This window comes from Enterococcus sp. 4G2_DIV0659 (assembly GCF_002140715.2).
Taxonomy (GTDB): domain Bacteria; phylum Bacillota; class Bacilli; order Lactobacillales; family Enterococcaceae; genus Enterococcus_L; species Enterococcus_L mansonii.
On sequence record NZ_NGLE02000001.1, the window covers coordinates 3062781 to 3079011 of the forward strand.

A 16231-nucleotide genomic window follows, 5' to 3' on the forward strand; every position below is an offset into this window, starting at 1 on the left:
ATGATTAAATTAAAAAGACTACTCTTGATTCATTGGCAAGCATATGATTTTCAGCTTGTTGAATTTGAAGATATTACCTTAATTACTGGACAAACTGGAGTAGGGAAATCGACTATTATTGATGCGTTAAATATTGTTTTACTGGGAGAAAAGCAGAAACATATTTTCAATAAAGCAGCTAATGAAAATTCTAATCGAACGTTGGAAAGCTATTTGTATGGAAAGCTAGGGGATGATGGTGGTGATGGTTTTTTCTATTTGCGTGAGGAAAATTTTACCAGTTACTTAGTAGCAGAATTTGAAAATGAAGAAACTTCGGAATATTTTTGCTGTGGTTTTGTGGCAGATTGTAATTCAGATCATAGTCCTCCTAATCTCCAATGGTTGACAATGAAATCTAGATTGCCAGCTGATTATTTTCTCAATCAAGAAGAAGGGATTCCCTATTCGATCAGCGAATTAAGCTATCAAAACAATTTAAAGACTGAAAGTGAAAAGATTACACTAATTGTAACTGATAAAGATTACCGGAAAAAAATTGCTGGGTTATTTGGGCAAATTCGAGATGATTACAGAAGGTTATTAAAGCAATCAGTTAGCTTTACACCTGTGAAAGATATAGAAATGTTTTTAACCGATTTTGTAAGTGAAACGGAAAGTCCAGTGAATGTTGAAGAAATGCAAAAAAGTATTCGTCGTTATAATGATCTGGAACAAGAAAGTGATCGAATCAATAAAAAGGTTGCTAAATTAGAAATTATTAAAAATGAGATACAAGTTTTAGAAAGACGAAAAATCATTGAGTTACGTCAAGATTATTTTATTGAAAAAGCTAAGCTTGAGTTATTTCAAGAGCAAGAAAGAAACTATCATATTGAGGTTGAAAACCATAAAAAAGAGATTACAGAAAATACACATAACATATCAGACGCTTCAAAAAGAATAGCTATATTAACTACAAAAAAAGAGGACTTGAGGGATAAACGGGATTCGCTCGTTGTTTTAAAAGATAAAGTTTACTTAAATAGTCAGATAAAGAGTGTGAAAGAACAGTTTCAAACTATTCAAGATCAAACAAAGAGAGGACAAGACACTATTCATTTAATGAAGCGCTTCATTAATGAGCTCAATAAGCTACCTATTGAGATTTCATCTATCATGGGTTTAATTCAAACAGTTGAAAAATATGAAAAAGAACAAACACTTATTAGTAAGTTTACTGAAGTGAACGATTTAATGGGTCAGATAGTAAAGAAATTGGATAAGTATAAAGATTCTATAAGTGAACAAGAAATTTTTGTCAAATCTACTCTTTCCTCTCTTTCAATTGAAAAAGAAAAGCTGAAACAAGGAATTAAAATGGTCCCTGAACAATTTCGTGTGTTTAAGGAAGAATTGCAAATATATTTAAGAAACTATGATAAGAATGCTAAAGTTGAGTATTTATCCGATGTAATTGATTTTAAAAAAGGTGAAGAGAATTGGCAGAAAGCAGTTGAAGCTTATCTTGGTTGGCAAAGATATTATCTTGTGATTGATCCTAAATTTTATAACAAGGCGTTGCAATACTATCAGTCTGTTCAAAAGAAAAGAGAAGTACACGGTATTGGTCTAATTAATCTAGTAAAACTACAAAAAAAGCATTTTAGTGCAGAACAAAATTCTTTAGCACATAAATTAATGGTAAGAGATCATCTGGTTAAAGCATATATTAATTTTTTGTTGGGCCGTGTGATAGCTTGTGATGATATTATGAGTTTAACGAAATACCAAACTTCGATTACTACGGAAGGTTTTTTATATAAAGGCTTTGTTACTCGTAAGTTACAATTTAAAAATTTAACGATGTCAGTCGGTAGTGCCGCTATTGAAAAGCAATTGTTGGATGCTCAAGAAAAATTCAATGAACGTCAAGAAGAATTATGTGTTCTACAAAAGAAAATCGCTATTCTAGGGGAATTGACGGATTATCAAAAAAAAGATATGTATTCATGTGAAATTGTGGCTGAATACGCTGATAATCAGAAATTTAACCAGAAAGCGAATGAATTAGATCATTTGAAAAATCAGTTAAGCAATTTGGATGATTCAGAGCTTGTAGAAATAGATGGTAAAATTAAATATTTAGACAAAGAAATAAATGATTTGAGCGTTGTAATTAAAACAATGACGGAAAAATCAAATGAGCGTCAAACAAAGATAGAGCAAGTAAACCAAGAATTAATTCCTCAATGTTTTGAACAAATAATAAAACAAGAAGACATCTTTCAAACTAAATTTGAAATGTGTCAGCAACTATCAGGATTTGAAGAAGCTTATAGAGTAGCAATTAACAAATTAGATAATCTTGTCTATCAAAGTTTTATCATAAATTACGAAAATAATCAGAAACAAACACAAGCTAGTATTAGTGAATTAGAAGAAACAATAAGAGAGTTGATGAATGACTATAATCAAACCTTTACTGAAAATCTGCCAATTAATATTAGACAGTCTAATATGTATCTAGAAGAATATGAAAAATTTATGAAGAGTGATCTTCCAAAATTTGAATTGGATATTAAAGATGCAAAAGAAAAAGCAATTTATGAATTTAGGTATGAGTTTTTAGGTAAATTGAAAAGTAACATTGAAAATTTATATCGACAGGTAGATGAAATTAATGACGCTTTAAAAAATCGTAAATTTGGAGAGGATACCTATCGATTTAAAATTACAGCGGCTAGTGGGTACAAGGAATACCATGATATGATTATGGATGAGATGCTAATGGATCAGGGAGAATGGAATTTATTGAGTGCGGCTTTTGAAAGCAAGTACGCTCAACAAATTGAACTGTTATTCACTATTTTGTCTGGAAATGACTTGGATGAAGGAAAAAGCAAAGAAAATAGAATTCAGACCTTTTCTGATTATAAAACATATTTAGCTTTTGATATGCTAGTTAAAAAAGGAGACAGCACGCAACGATTATCTAAAACGTATACGCAAAAATCTGGTGGCGAGACGCAAATTCCTTTATACATTTCATTACTAGCAGCATTTTCACAGGTTTATAGAGTTAACAATACTCTAAGAAACAATACCATGCGACTGATTATGATGGATGAAGCTTTCAACAAAATTGATGGAGAAAAAATCAAACAATGTATCCAAATGATTCGAAGCTTTGGACTCCAAGCAATTTTTTCAACACCACCAGAAAAAATTGCTGAAATTATGGAAGAAGCAGATAAAGCTCTTGTTGTATTTAGACAGCAAAATCAAGCAACGTTAAGAGAATTTTCATCATTAGACGAATTGATTGGTGAGCCTTATGAAGTATGATACGTATCTTCTTAATAGACTTTTAGATAAATATGAAGCGTCTAAAGGATTTTTAAAGGAAGACTACCAAAGGCGTGTACTGTATAAAGCGGAAAAAGACCAAGAATTGAGTAGGAACATTGCCGATCCAATTGAAAAAGAGGCGTTATTTAAAATTATAAATAGACTAAAAGAAGAAAGATTAATCGATTTCAAATGGGAGAAGTTTGAAGAAAATAATTTAATTAGTGAAATCTGGCTAATTATAGAAGCTGATTCTTTAGCAAAAGCCTACGCGCTTTGTCAGCGCGTTTCTAAAGATAAGGTTGCTACTCAAAATATTGAATTAATTCAAGAGAAACGCTTATCTATCAAGACACCGTGGATGCTGGAGCTTTTTGCAACAATTTTGGAAGAATCTGAAGCGATGGGGAAAAACTGGAAATTTATGTTATCACCAAATCAGACAAAGGATGTTTGTAAGGTTTTAGAGATGTTGGATAGTTACCAAGGAAGTAATATAGATAAGCGCATTTTAAGTGTGAATTTATTTTCGAATAGTAAATATTTTGAGTTAAATATTCAGAATAAATTATTGCAATTGACAACACGCTACTTATTTGATTGGAATAGTGCTTTGACTGAACGAGAAAAGCTTCAACAAATGGGCATTGGTTTTGCTCCAGAGCTCTTGTATTTTACTGGTCCAATTGAATTAGTTTTGAAAAATGATGAGAAAATAAATTGTGAATTCATTCCAAAAGGGAGTTATTTAGGTGCTGATATGTTATCAGATATTAAAATAATCAATTGCTTGTACACCAAGATTATTACCATTGAAAATTTAGCCAATTACTATTGGTATGTACAAAACGAAAGAGAGCATGGGACTTTAGTCATTTATACAGGAGGATTTTTAACCAGACATCAATCTGTATTTTTTAAAATGCTTAAAACAGAAAACCTGTCTGAACTATTTCACTGGGGTGATATTGATTTGGGTGGTTTCCGAATATTTCTTCAGATTCAAGCGATTTGGTCCGAAATACAACCATTAAAAATGGATGTAGCGACTTTTGAAAAATATGCAAGAGCTAGAAAAAAGATTAGTAATGAATATGTCCAAAAAGTTAGAGTAGCACTTGAAAAGAACGAATTTACCCCTTTTAGGGAGGTCTTGGTAAAAATTGTGGAGACAAAGCATATTCTAGAGCAAGAGGCAGAATTATATTTTTAAAACAGTTTAGATCTTCAATAAGGGTGTAGACTTGCATATAGGTATTTTATCAAAACTAATCTCCAAACTATCACCAATACCGAAAAATTATCAAAATTTGATGGATATAACTAGAAGAACGGATGTTGATTTGATAACATTTAAAAGCTGCTAAAAGGGGTATATTGATTTAGATAGAGCACATGGTTTAGCAGGTGTTTTACCGATATTAATTGTGTACGCTCTAGTGACAAACAATCAACAAGATGTAGCATTTGTAATCAAGAAACTAAAAAACTTATTTTTAGATAGTTGCGAGACTATTATTGGTAAAATATATTATTTTGGTTATATAACAGTAGGAAAGGAAAAAAATTGGATTTTTTACTTGAAAGTTTCCCGGATAATTAATTTGAAAGGAGTAGTAATATGGCAAGAGATTTAGAAGAAAACTTATATAACATAAAAATGAAAGCTGAACGGATTAGAGCGTTGGAATTTATTGAGGTTGATACTATTGAAAATAGCGTATGACTCCACTAAAAGAATAGCAAGCAAAAAATGACAATGACGAACATTTTTGGTTAGAACGTGAATTTAATATATTATTTAAAGAACAATTTCAATATTTATTGGAACTTAGGATAAAATTAAGTGAAGAAATACAAGGACTCGTCGAAGAAGCTGAAGGCTTGGCGGGAACATAATACTTTTGATCCTAATATTATATGATAAAAAGTAGAGTGATTAAAATGACTAAGATTGATTACTACAAATATTTTAACAAAAACTAGAGATGCTTTGATATGCGTTTCTAGTTTTTTGTTGTCAATATGTTGCTAAAATGTTGTTAAGTAGTATAATGTAGAAAAAGAGTCGAAAAGAGGGATAAAGAATGCCGACAGTTAAAAAAAAACCAATTCATATTTCAGTTGATGAAGATTTGAAAGAACAAGCAGAACAACTTTTTTATGAATTAGGCTTGAATATGACAAGTGCTATCAATGTATTTTTAAAACAAGCAGTGACAGAACAAGCCATTCCTTTTGAAATTAGAAAAGCGAACAAAGATACCATAGAAGCCTTAAACGATGTGAAAAGAAAGAAGTTACACGGAGGATTTACTTCTGTTGAGGACTTAATGGAGGATTTGAATGCTTGAGATTTTTTATACATCAAGATTTAAAAAAGATTATAAGAAAATTGTGAAACAAAGGAAAATGATTTCTGAATTTGAAAAAGTTGTTACATTACTTCAAAATCAAAAAACACTTCCTGAAAGTATAAAGATCATAATTTGACTGGAAATTATGTAGATTTCGAGAATGTCATATTACGCCAGATTGGTTGTTAATTTATCAAATAGATCATGATCAACTTGTATTAGTATTGACAAGAACTGGATCGCATAGTGAGTTATTTTAGATCAATATAAAGTTAAAAGAGGATGGGACAGAAGTGTTTAATCCCGAGAAATAAGAAGGAATTCACGAAAATTGTTCTTCAAAATTTTTGTGAATTTCAGCTTATTTCCGAAGCCTTCAACTCTTAGTGCTTTAGCACTTAGAAGTTGATGTGATCGAAGTGAAGCGTAGTGATTGCTTCTGCTCCCACCGTTTATCCGGATTCCAAGTGAGTGGGATATGACTCGAAGAGTTGTGTCCCACTCACTTTTTCTATTAAAAAACCTAATAATAAATTATTCATTCATTAGTTTCAGAAAATCATTTTCTCCTAATAATTGAACATCTAACCCTTTAGCTAACATACCCTCAGCCTTCTTTATCTTAGAGCTTTTGCCGGAACTATCAACTTTCGATAAGTCTTGTTCACCCATAACTAAAAAATTAGTTTGTTGATTCACGCCATTCTGTGGTGTACCGCCAATGTTTTTTACAAGCTGCATAGCGTCACGTCTATTCATTGAAATAAGAGTTCCAGTGAAAACAATATTTTTTTGATAAAATTCATGATCTTGATTAAAAGTACTAGAATCAGCTTCCGTAAGAGAAAGAGTCAAATTTTTAGAAGATGAATTAGCTTTTTTTCTAAATCCGCTAAAATCAGAATGGGTAACTTTACCTAAGTGCTTATAATTAGCATGCTCTAAAAGCTCTTCTATTGTCATACTGGAGTTAAGTTTAGCAAGTTCAAGCAATAGTAGTCCACAAGCTCGTGCGTCTTCTAATGCATCATGATGCTGAAAAGAAATATTAAATTCTTTTGCTAAATTTTTTAGTTTATAAGATAGCCTTGTTAATAGAGCACGAGAAAGTTGATAAGTGCAAAGATAATTAAATTCAAAATTTTCTAAATCATATTTAGCATTTGCGTCTCGAATAGCACCAGTATCAAATTGAGCAAAGTGACAAACAATTGGTGAATCCCCAATAAATTCAATTAGGTTAGGTCGTAATATTTCATATGAAGGTGATTCTTTTACCAGATCATAATCGATGCCATGAATATTAGTATTAAAAGAATCAAATTCTTCTTCAGGATTAATCAGACTATAAAACTCATTAGTTATTAGACCATTTTCGAATTTAACAAGTCCAATTGAGCATATACTGTGTCTGTTGTCATTGGCTGTTTCTACATCTAAAGCAATAAAAGTATCTTTCACAAAATATTCCTTCTTTCTAAATGAATTGGATAACTATTGAATTACCACTATTATAAAACTTTGGGAAATTAAATGCTATCTAATTATTGTGGATTTTATTATAAAATTTGTTACAATGATATTAATAAATGTGTGAAATTTTTTGATTTGATTGATTTTGAGGAGATTGAAAATGAAAAAATTAGTAGGAATAATACTTAATTTATTTGGTGGTTTTTGGCTTTTTTTTGGTATAGTAGGTGGAATTATTTCAAGCAATGATTTCACTTCCGGTACCATAGTGGTTTTGCTAGGTTTAGGCATTTTTTCTTTAGGAAATAAGATTAAACAATCTAAAACCACTTTGTGGGAAGATATAACCAATAAAGTTCATTTAGATTATGACAAAATTGACCAGATTAAGCAGTCAATTTTTAGCTGGTTGGGCCAAATGAGTCCGCTAGTTTTGGATGTCAAGAAAAAGCTACTCACTCTCTTTAAATCTTTTCAGCATCATTCGGAAGATAAAAATAAAAAAAGGAAAGTAAAGCCCCAAAAAATCATTAGTAAGAAAAAAATAAGTCCATCTGAAACTATAAAAAATCAGAAGAGAAATGTTAAGAATCAAGTAGTGGCTGAAATAGTAAAATCGTTAAAAGAAGAAAAAATAAGACTAGAAGAGAAAGGTGTACAAAATAAAATAGATGACAAAATTTTTGTGAAAGAAGAACAATACAATACAAAACGTTATTCTAGTAAAAAAGAATTATTCTACAATGAATCAGACATCATTTTAGCTGAATATCGCCATCTAACAACACCTGAAGAATTGTTACAAGCGATAGCTGATCCAAATCGGAATAGTTATTCATATAGCACACTCGGTGCAAAAGAATTCATTAGGGATTCATTGAAATATAAAAATAGTTCAGGTAGTTATTGTGAACCAGTTGAATTAACGAGTTATTACACTACTTTTTCTGATTTGAACAATGAACAAAAAGCTTGGTATTTTTATTGGAGAACGAACGCTTTGAATTTAAACTTTTTAGATGTGGACTTGTCATATATATACTTATTTACTTATGAATTGCTAAATTATTCTTTTAATGAAAATACAGCTTTTAATGTCAGTATGTTAGTACACCTATATGAAGCATATAAAGAAAAATATAGGGTTGATCGTTTAAAAGAAGTCATCTTCGAAATGTTGCTTGAACTAAATCAAACTGATCTAACTAAAAAATGGATAAATGAACGCTATAATCCTGCTCTATACTCAAATTTAAAAGAAGAAAAAGAGATTTCTACTATCTCTAGACCGTTTGGAAAACATACTTAAAATACTATCGTGAAACAAAGTTCTTTAAGGCAAATCGTTCTCAGATTTACAAAACATTTAAAACGTGTACGTTTTTGTTAAATGACTTTTATGAAAAAGAGTCTCTTAAAATCATAGATGTTTATTTTGAAGAAAAAACAGAAAGCCGACAAGCCTATTTATTCTCTGGAATGTTTATTTTAAGAGAGACTTCTGTAAAAACATATTCAGAACGACACATATATGCAACGGACAGAGCATACGAAGATATTTCGGCGTTCTTTAAGTTAGCTGAAAATGTCACTCGAGTAATTCAAGGAGAAAAACGTCAATTAGAAATAAAAAATAATCCGTTTCATACTACTCTTCATGATGAGATGTTGGAATATATGAATACTTTAAAAAACAAAAAAAGATTTAAAAAAGTAATGGAACCAGAAACTTCTGCATTTGGAAGCTTAATTCCACAACCTTTACAAGTTGAGAAAAAGCAGCAAGTTGTAATTGTGTTTGATGATGAAAGAATCAAGCAACTTCAAAAAGAAACAGATGCTTTAGTAAGCGAGGTAAACAAACGGATTGAAGACCATGATAGCCAAGGTGATATGGAAAGAATCTCTAAAATTCAAGTTGAAACAACAAGCATTAACAGTAATGATTTTTTTGCTCAATCTGTTGAAATCGATGAAGAAATAATTGAAGAGTTTGCAGAAACTCTTAATCCAATCGAACATTCATTTCTCAGTTTGTTTAAAAATCTAACAATTGAAATTAAGGACGCCGAACACTTTGCCAAGAAACATGGTCAGATGCTTAGTATTTTGATAACAGATATAAATGAAAAAAGTTTAGATAGTTTAGATGATAATCTAATAGAGGAGAAAGATAGTGTAATTGAATTATATGAAGAGTTCCAAAGTATTATAGCTAAGATGAAGGAGATAGAAAAAGTATGAATATTAGAAAAAGAGATTCCTTAGTGATTTTAAATTCTCTTAATGGGGGCGTTGTACCTACAAGAGGTATTCAACATATCATGGTCGGAAGAACAGAAGAAGCAAAACAGATTATGACAGATTTAGATAATATCAAAAGCGGATTATCAGTTGTTCGCTTTTTTGTGGGCTCTTTTGGTAGTGGGAAAAGTTTTATTCAAGGATTCATTAAACAATTGGCATTCAATGAGAAATTTGTTGTAGCATCAGCAGACTTTTCACCTGAAAGAAGGTTATACGGAAACGAAGGAAAAGCCGTATCCATTTATAGCGAGTTGATCAAGAATTTATCAACTGCAACCCAGCCAGAAGGAAATGCATTGCCTAAAATTATTGATCGTTGGATAAATGAATGTCAAAAAGAAGTATTAAATGAGATGGGACTCGATTTTGATGCTATTGAAACATTGGAAGTTGTAAAAGCAGTTGAAGAAAAGATCAAGGATGTTGTAAATCAACTTGATGAGTTTACCGGTGGATTCGAGTTTTCTAGAATATTGATTCAGTATTTTACAGGATTTTTACAGGAAAATGTTGAGCTTCAAAGATGCGCATTAAAATGGCTTCGGGGTGAATATGGAACGAAAACAGAAGCCAAAACTGATTTGGGATTAAGAGAAATTATTGCTGATGATAATTGGTATAACTATTTAAAAGTTTTATCTCAATTTATCAAATTGATTGGCTATAGTGGGCTAGTCGTGAATTTTGATGAAGCAATCAATTTATATAAGATCACTCATGTACAGACAAGAGAAAAAAATTACGAAACTATTTTGAAAATGTATAACGATATTCTTCAAGGAAATGTTGAAGGACTTTACATCACTTTTTCAGGAACAAATGAGTTTTTAGAGGATGAACGTCGAGGACTGTATAGCTACGGTGCGTTAAAAAGAAGGTTAGAAATAAACCAATATGAAACAGATGAATATCGAGATTTTGAACAGCCTGTTATTCGCTTGACGCCTTTAAAAAATGATGAAGTGTTTATTTTATTACAACGGTTGCGCGATATCCATGCCGCTCATTATTCATATGGAACAACAATTACTGAAAATGAGATAAAAAATTATATGATCGAAATGTATAATTTACCTGGTGCAGAAGACTTTCTAACAGTTGGAGATATCATTCGTCGATTCCTAGGGGCTTTAAACATACTACAACAAAATCCAACTTTTGATCGTGAAACGATTTTTGGACAACAAATTGAGGAAGAAAAAGTTAAAAAAAACAAGTCACGTTTCTCAGTTAGTGAAGGATAGCTGAGTATGAGTATATTTGAACTATTATCAAAAAATATGCAGAAAAAAATTTGGGAGATGAAGTGGAAGCGATTTACTCCTATTCAGGAAAAAGCCATACCTGCAATATTAACGACTAAAAAAAATATTATCCTTTCATCTGCCACTGCATCTGGTAAGACAGAAGCTGCATTACTTCCAATTTTATCTGATATTGAAAGAAATAAGACAGAAGGATTACGAGTTATTTATATTTCTCCTTTGAAGGCGCTGATTAACAATCAATTTGAACGTGTAACAGGGCTTTCCGATTCTTTAGGGATTGGTATTACAAAGTGGCATGGGGACGTCTCAGCAACAATAAAGAAGAAATTTCGAAGTAACCCTACGGAAATCTTACAAATAACACCTGAATCAATTGAAAGTTTATTTATTAATTATCCTAACGATGTCGGGAAAATATTCAAGCATGTGGAATATGTAGTGATTGATGAGATCCATTCATTTATAGGATCAGATAGAGGTGTTCATCTACAATCTTTGCTTTCAAGAGTAAAAGAATTGAATGAAACGAATTATAGGGTGATTGGATTGTCCGCAACAATTGATGATTATGAAGTTGTCAAAAAATGGGTAGATTACTATGATCCAGACAATGTCACAATTATTGAAGAAAAAGGTTCAGATAAGAAGCTGCTTTATTCTTTAATGGCATTTAAGGACGAAGAGACGAAGATGCTAAGAGTTGACTTACTTGAAGATATTCGTGAACTCACTCGAGATTCCAAAGCAATCATTTTTTGCAATAGCCGAAGTAAAGTGGAAGAAGTTACAGTCTTTTTGAATCGATTAGCCAAAAGGGAAGGTGTCGGAGAAACTTATTATGCGCATCATTCATCTATTGATAAAAAAGAGCGTGAGTATGTAGAGAAAATGATGCAAGAAGCAAAAGTACCTAAATCGATTGTTTCAACTAGTACATTAGAGTTAGGAATTGATATCGGATCTGTTGATTTGATTATTCAACTTGATAGTACTTTTTCAGTCTCTTCTTTGAAGCAGCGGCTAGGCCGTTCAGGAAGACAGTCAGGATCTGAACAAACTTTACAGTTGTATGCGACAGACAAAGATAATTTACTTCAGTCATTAGCAATTATGGAGTTAGTTTTAGATAAATGGATAGAACCTGCCACAGATTTTATTTTACCGTACGATATTGCTATTCAACAGATAATCTCAATATGTGCGCAAGGTAATGGAATTAACGGAAATGAACTTTATAGAAGAATTGTGGCTAATCCAGCTTTTCATACTTTAGAAGAAGAAAAAGTGGTCTTGCTAGTTAAGCATTTGATTAAAATAGATATTTTAGAATTATTTGATAAAACTAGTGAGGTAGTTGTTGGAATCGAAGGAGAGAAATTACTTAGAGGTAAAGATTTCTATGCAATTTTTATGTCGCCAGAAGAATATCAGGTTTTCCATGGTTCTAAAGCAATTGGTCAGATACATAAGACGCCATTTGTGGGAGAAAATGATCAGATTATATTAGCAGGTCAAATTTGGAAAATAATTTCACTGGATGATAAGTTGAATAAATGTTATGTAGTCTCAGGTAAGCAAGGAAGAGCAACTAGTTATTTGGGAGATGGAGGTCGTTTTCATGAGAAAATCGGTGAGAAAATTATTGAGCTACTCTGTAATGATGTAGAGTTTGAGTATATCGATGAAGAGGCATCTTTACTCTTAAATGATAGCCGTAAAGTTTATCATTTTAAAGGTCTGACTAGAAAAAATCGAGCGATATTTAATGATCGAAATGAATATATAATGGAAACTTTTGCTTCAACAGAAGTTGCAACGACAATTTATTGGGTGATGAAATATTTAGGAGTAACGGTTAAAGGAAGAGATTATTATGGTCGGATTAAGTTTACTTATGACAAGAATATTCATGGGTTATTAAAACAAATAGAAGATTTTTCTTTAACAGAGAGAGAGCTTTTAAAGCTAATGGTAGAAATAGAGCCTTTTAAAACAAAGTACTCTGATTATTTACCTAAGGAGTTATTAGATGAGATCTATGCTAAAAGGTTTTTTGATCTAGAAGAAACAATAAATTTTGTAAAAAAAATCGATTGGATAGTTGTACAGTGAATGACTATGATAAGTATAAAAAAATAATGTAAGAGTAAAAGAGATAGACAACATATGAATATAGGAGTGTTGAGAAAATGAAATGGAAGATTTCTGGATGGATTTTAGTTGTATTACTAATATTAGTATCTTGTAAGAGCAACAAAGAGCTCTCTACACAATCTACTTCAACAGCAAAGCCAATTATAAATAATTCTACAACTTCCCAATCTAATGAATCTACTCAAAGCAGAAGTTCTACAGAGCAAAATCCATATGGATTAAAAGCGCCAAACAACGTATACACGCATTTGATTGTCACAAATATAAAAGGCAATGAGTATCTTAAAGATAACGGTTATTCCGAAGTGTTAAAAACAGACACGAAAAATCCAAATCAATCGTTCATTTTAAAAAATTCAACACTGCTTCCAAACATAAATGATGCATACGGCACACAAACCTATATGTATTTCTGGTGTAGTAGTGAAGTAAAGAGTGTTTTAGCAAATGTACGGATCGATGATGCTATTATTTTTTTTTGAAGCTAATGAGGATTATTTGAATCAACTTAAAAATACGCCAACGTCATCAACTTCTATTCAGGAAGATTTAGATATAGAAGCAATCAATAATGGTGACATTGCTAGCTTAGTTGGAACTTGGCAAAACGGAACTGGAGATATTCTAGCAATAAATGCTGATGGAACAACGAATAAAAATCAAGCAATTCATACAATAAAAGATTCTGACAAAACCAGTAAAATCCCATATGCTAGTTTATCAACTGGAGAAATGGGAGGATCAACTCCTATAGGATTTTTTAAGATCGGTTTTGAAAATCCTGATGGAGACAATTCAGATACTACAAAACCAAGACTTATTTTAGCGCAACAAGGAGGAGCATATCCTGCAGAAAGTTATTATTATAGACAATAAGCACGTTACGTCATTTCAGCAAAATAATTTTCATCTTATTTTAGAAGAAGAATCAATCAGTAGTTGAGTAATGTTCTGAATCAGGACTTACTCAGCTTTTTTCTTATTAACTAAAACAATGAAAATTTCTGTAGATTAGATGATGTGGTGAGTCTTTTTAGTAATACTTCCATCTCAATTAAATACTATCAGACGATAATTAGTCGAAATTCTAATGTTAGAAGCCAAAATAGAACATGAAATCAATATAATTTGACATTCCACAAAAGAAGCGTATGATAAAAACATACCGATTGAATGTTTTTCAAGAAAGGAGCGATCAGATGACTAAAAAATATACAGCTGAGGAAGCTAAATCATTAATTCTAGATGTTTCAACACAACTATTCATAGAAAAAGGTTACGAAAAAACATCTATTTCCGATATCGTCAAAGGTTTAGACGGTTTAACTAAAGGCGCCGTTTATCACCACTATGCATCTAAAGATGAAATCATAGATGCCGTTGTCAGACGATTTGTTCCCAATGAAACTGCTTTAACAGCAATTATGGAAAAAGATAAATTAAATGGGTTAGAGAAAATTCAGGCTCTGTTATTTGAAGGAATGTTCAACAGTGAGGCCAGTCAATTTCGAATTCTCAGCTTTACATTATTAGATAACCCTAAATTCTTCTCAATGTATATTCGAACGATGAATGAAATCATGGCACCATTAGTAGAAACCTGCTTAAACGAAGGAAATAGTGATGAATCAGTCACAGTTGCTCAACCAAAACAAATGGCTGAATTAGCGATCTTGATTTTAAGTACGTGGTTTATTCAAGCCTTGTTTCCAAATACAGTTGAGACCTTTTTTGAAAAATTAATGGCTGCTAAAACAATGCTTGAAAATAGTGGAATGCCAATTATCAGTGATGTATTTTTAGAGCAACTTGACCAACAAATTATGATAAAGGCGGCAGAACTAAATGACCAAACAACTGAAAACTAAATCATTAAGCGTCAGACTATTAAAAGGACTGGGCAAAGTAATCTTAGGTATAATCACTATCCTAATTGTATCCTTAGTGATTACCTTTACGATTCACCAGATAAGTTTGAAAAGTGAAGCAAAACGAATTGAGTCCTATGGTGAGAAATTAAAAGTGTTTGATGGAGAAATGAACGTTGTCGATGAAGGTGAAGGACAGAAAACGATTTTACTTTTACCAGGGCAAGGAACAGCTAGTCCTTATTTAGATTTTAAACCGATGATCGAAGAGTTGAAGAAAGAGTATCGTGTGGTTACGATTGAACCATTTGGCTATGGCTTAAGCAGCCAAACGAATCGACGTCGCAGCGTTGAAAACATTGTAGAAGAAATCCATCAAGTAGCTCAAGAACTGAACATTTCTAAATACACATTGATGGGCCACTCGATTGCAGGGCTTTATGCGGTGAATTATGCCCAAGTTTACCCAAATGAAATGGAAGGTTTTGTGGGAATTGACTCCAGCACACCGGAACAACCTTGGCCTGGTATTGATATGACAGTCTTTGACTTCTTAAAAACAGCAGGTGTTTTTCGAGCGATAATCAACATTAATCCAGAAACAGGGTTAGGGGCGAGTCAAGATAGTCCAGACTTTGAACAGATTAAGTTATTGACGATGAAGAACATGAGTAGTCCTGCGATGAAAGATGAACTTCAAGAATTAAACAATAGCTTCCCCGATTCTCGTGGCTTAACCTATCCAAAAAATATGCTGGTTTTATTATTTGTTGCAGATAATGATATGAATCAAAAAAAATGGCTTGAGATGCATCAAGATCAGGTGAAAGGTTTAGATAAAGGAAAATTACTTCAACTGCCAGGCGCCCATTATTTACACCATACCCAAATGGAAACAATCGTAAAAGAAACAATTGATTTTTTGGGAAAATGATAAAGTTGAGGAATGACTATGAAAAAATAGTAAAAACAATTCCACTCCAATAGAAAGGGTTTACATCCAAAAATAAAGATGCTATAATAACCGTGAAAACAAAAATACATTTTTTTGTATTTTTATTTTCAAGCTAAATATACAAAATTTTGTACGAAAGGAGATTTATCATGAAAAAAATCGTTATAGGTGGGCAAATCGAAAAATCAACAATCGAAGAACTGCTACAAAAGTATGGAAAGGGGAACTACGAAATCACTGTAAAAACCGATATCGATGCGGCAATGGCCTTAAAAAATGGTACGGCTGATTATTACTTTGGTGCCTGCAATACAGGAGGCGGTGGCGCATTAGCAATGGCGATTGCATTATTAGGCGGAGATAAAACGGCAACATTAGGGATGCCGGGTAAAACTGCTTCTGAAGAAGAAATCAGCCAAAGTGTTGCGGCAGGGAAAATTGCTTTTGGGTTCACTTCGCAAGATATGGAGTTTATCATTTCAAATGTGATGAAAGCGCTTGAGAATAAGGGGGAGTAAC

Annotated in this window: 13 protein-coding genes and 1 pseudogene; 13 read left to right on the forward strand and 1 reads right to left on the reverse strand. The window is 32.0% G+C overall.

Going from position 1 to position 16231, the window contains the following annotated elements; translation table 11 throughout:
* The 4 genes and pseudogenes from A5880_RS14360 to A5880_RS14375 all read left to right on the forward strand — a co-directional run bounded on the left by A5880_RS14360 (position 1) and on the right by A5880_RS14375 (position 5947).
* Positions 1 to 3327 carry an SbcC/MukB-like Walker B domain-containing protein gene (locus A5880_RS14360; protein ID WP_086329717.1) on the forward strand — a complete coding sequence of 1109 codons (3327 nt, stop codon included), beginning with the start codon at positions 1 to 3 and terminating at the stop codon, positions 3325 to 3327.
* Positions 3317 to 4543: a Wadjet anti-phage system protein JetD domain-containing protein gene (locus A5880_RS14365; RefSeq protein WP_336577204.1), complete on the forward strand. Its 1227-nt coding sequence runs from the start codon at positions 3317 to 3319 to the stop codon at positions 4541 to 4543. Before A5880_RS14360 ends, A5880_RS14365 begins: the two co-directional genes overlap by 11 nt.
* A gap of 874 nt (positions 4544 to 5417) precedes the next feature.
* A complete protein-coding gene (locus A5880_RS14370; RefSeq protein WP_086329719.1) occupies positions 5418 to 5684 on the forward strand; it encodes a type II toxin-antitoxin system RelB/DinJ family antitoxin in 267 nt (88 codons plus the stop codon).
* Positions 5677 to 5947, forward strand: a pseudogene (locus A5880_RS14375) (type II toxin-antitoxin system RelE/ParE family toxin). Before A5880_RS14370 ends, A5880_RS14375 begins: the two are co-directional and overlap by 8 nt.
* Positions 5948 to 6221: 274 nt before the next feature.
* On the opposite strand, the gene A5880_RS14380 reads toward A5880_RS14375, so the two are convergent.
* A complete protein-coding gene (locus A5880_RS14380) occupies positions 6222 to 7148 on the reverse strand; it encodes an exonuclease domain-containing protein (RefSeq protein ID WP_086329720.1) in 927 nt (308 codons plus the stop codon).
* 172 nt (positions 7149 to 7320) lie between these two features.
* On the opposite strand from A5880_RS14380, the gene A5880_RS14385 reads away from it, so the two are divergent.
* The 9 genes from A5880_RS14385 to A5880_RS14425 all read left to right on the forward strand — a co-directional run bounded on the left by A5880_RS14385 (position 7321) and on the right by A5880_RS14425 (position 16230).
* Positions 7321 to 8469, forward strand: coding sequence for a TerB N-terminal domain-containing protein (locus tag A5880_RS14385; protein ID WP_336577205.1), 1149 nt, complete (start codon positions 7321 to 7323; stop codon positions 8467 to 8469).
* 74 nt (positions 8470 to 8543) lie between these two features.
* A complete protein-coding gene (locus tag A5880_RS14390) occupies positions 8544 to 9404 on the forward strand; it encodes a tellurite resistance TerB C-terminal domain-containing protein (protein ID WP_086329721.1) in 861 nt (286 codons plus the stop codon).
* Positions 9401 to 10711, forward strand: coding sequence for an ATP-binding protein (locus A5880_RS14395; RefSeq protein WP_086329722.1), 1311 nt, complete (start codon positions 9401 to 9403; stop codon positions 10709 to 10711). The genes A5880_RS14390 and A5880_RS14395 overlap by 4 nt, the downstream gene beginning before the upstream one ends.
* Before the next feature lie 6 nt (positions 10712 to 10717).
* Entirely contained in the window at positions 10718 to 12847 is a 2130-nt protein-coding gene (locus tag A5880_RS14400; protein WP_086329724.1) for a DEAD/DEAH box helicase, read from the forward strand.
* Between the two features lie 77 nt (positions 12848 to 12924).
* Positions 12925 to 13371 (forward strand): hypothetical protein, encoded by a 447-nt coding sequence (locus tag A5880_RS14405; RefSeq protein ID WP_086329725.1) that lies wholly within the window; start codon positions 12925 to 12927, stop codon positions 13369 to 13371.
* Positions 13372 to 13387: 16 nt separating this feature from the next.
* Entirely contained in the window at positions 13388 to 13765 is a 378-nt protein-coding gene (locus tag A5880_RS14410) for a DUF6287 domain-containing protein (RefSeq protein ID WP_143353622.1), read from the forward strand.
* Between the two features lie 323 nt (positions 13766 to 14088).
* A complete protein-coding gene (locus tag A5880_RS14415; protein ID WP_086329728.1) occupies positions 14089 to 14757 on the forward strand; it encodes a TetR/AcrR family transcriptional regulator in 669 nt (222 codons plus the stop codon).
* Positions 14735 to 15691 (forward strand): alpha/beta fold hydrolase, encoded by a 957-nt coding sequence (locus A5880_RS14420; protein WP_086329729.1) that lies wholly within the window; start codon positions 14735 to 14737, stop codon positions 15689 to 15691. The genes A5880_RS14415 and A5880_RS14420 overlap by 23 nt, the downstream gene beginning before the upstream one ends.
* Before the next feature lie 170 nt (positions 15692 to 15861).
* Positions 15862 to 16230 (forward strand): DUF2620 domain-containing protein, encoded by a 369-nt coding sequence (locus tag A5880_RS14425; RefSeq protein WP_086329731.1) that lies wholly within the window; start codon positions 15862 to 15864, stop codon positions 16228 to 16230.
* The last annotated feature ends 1 nt before the right edge of the window (position 16231 follow it).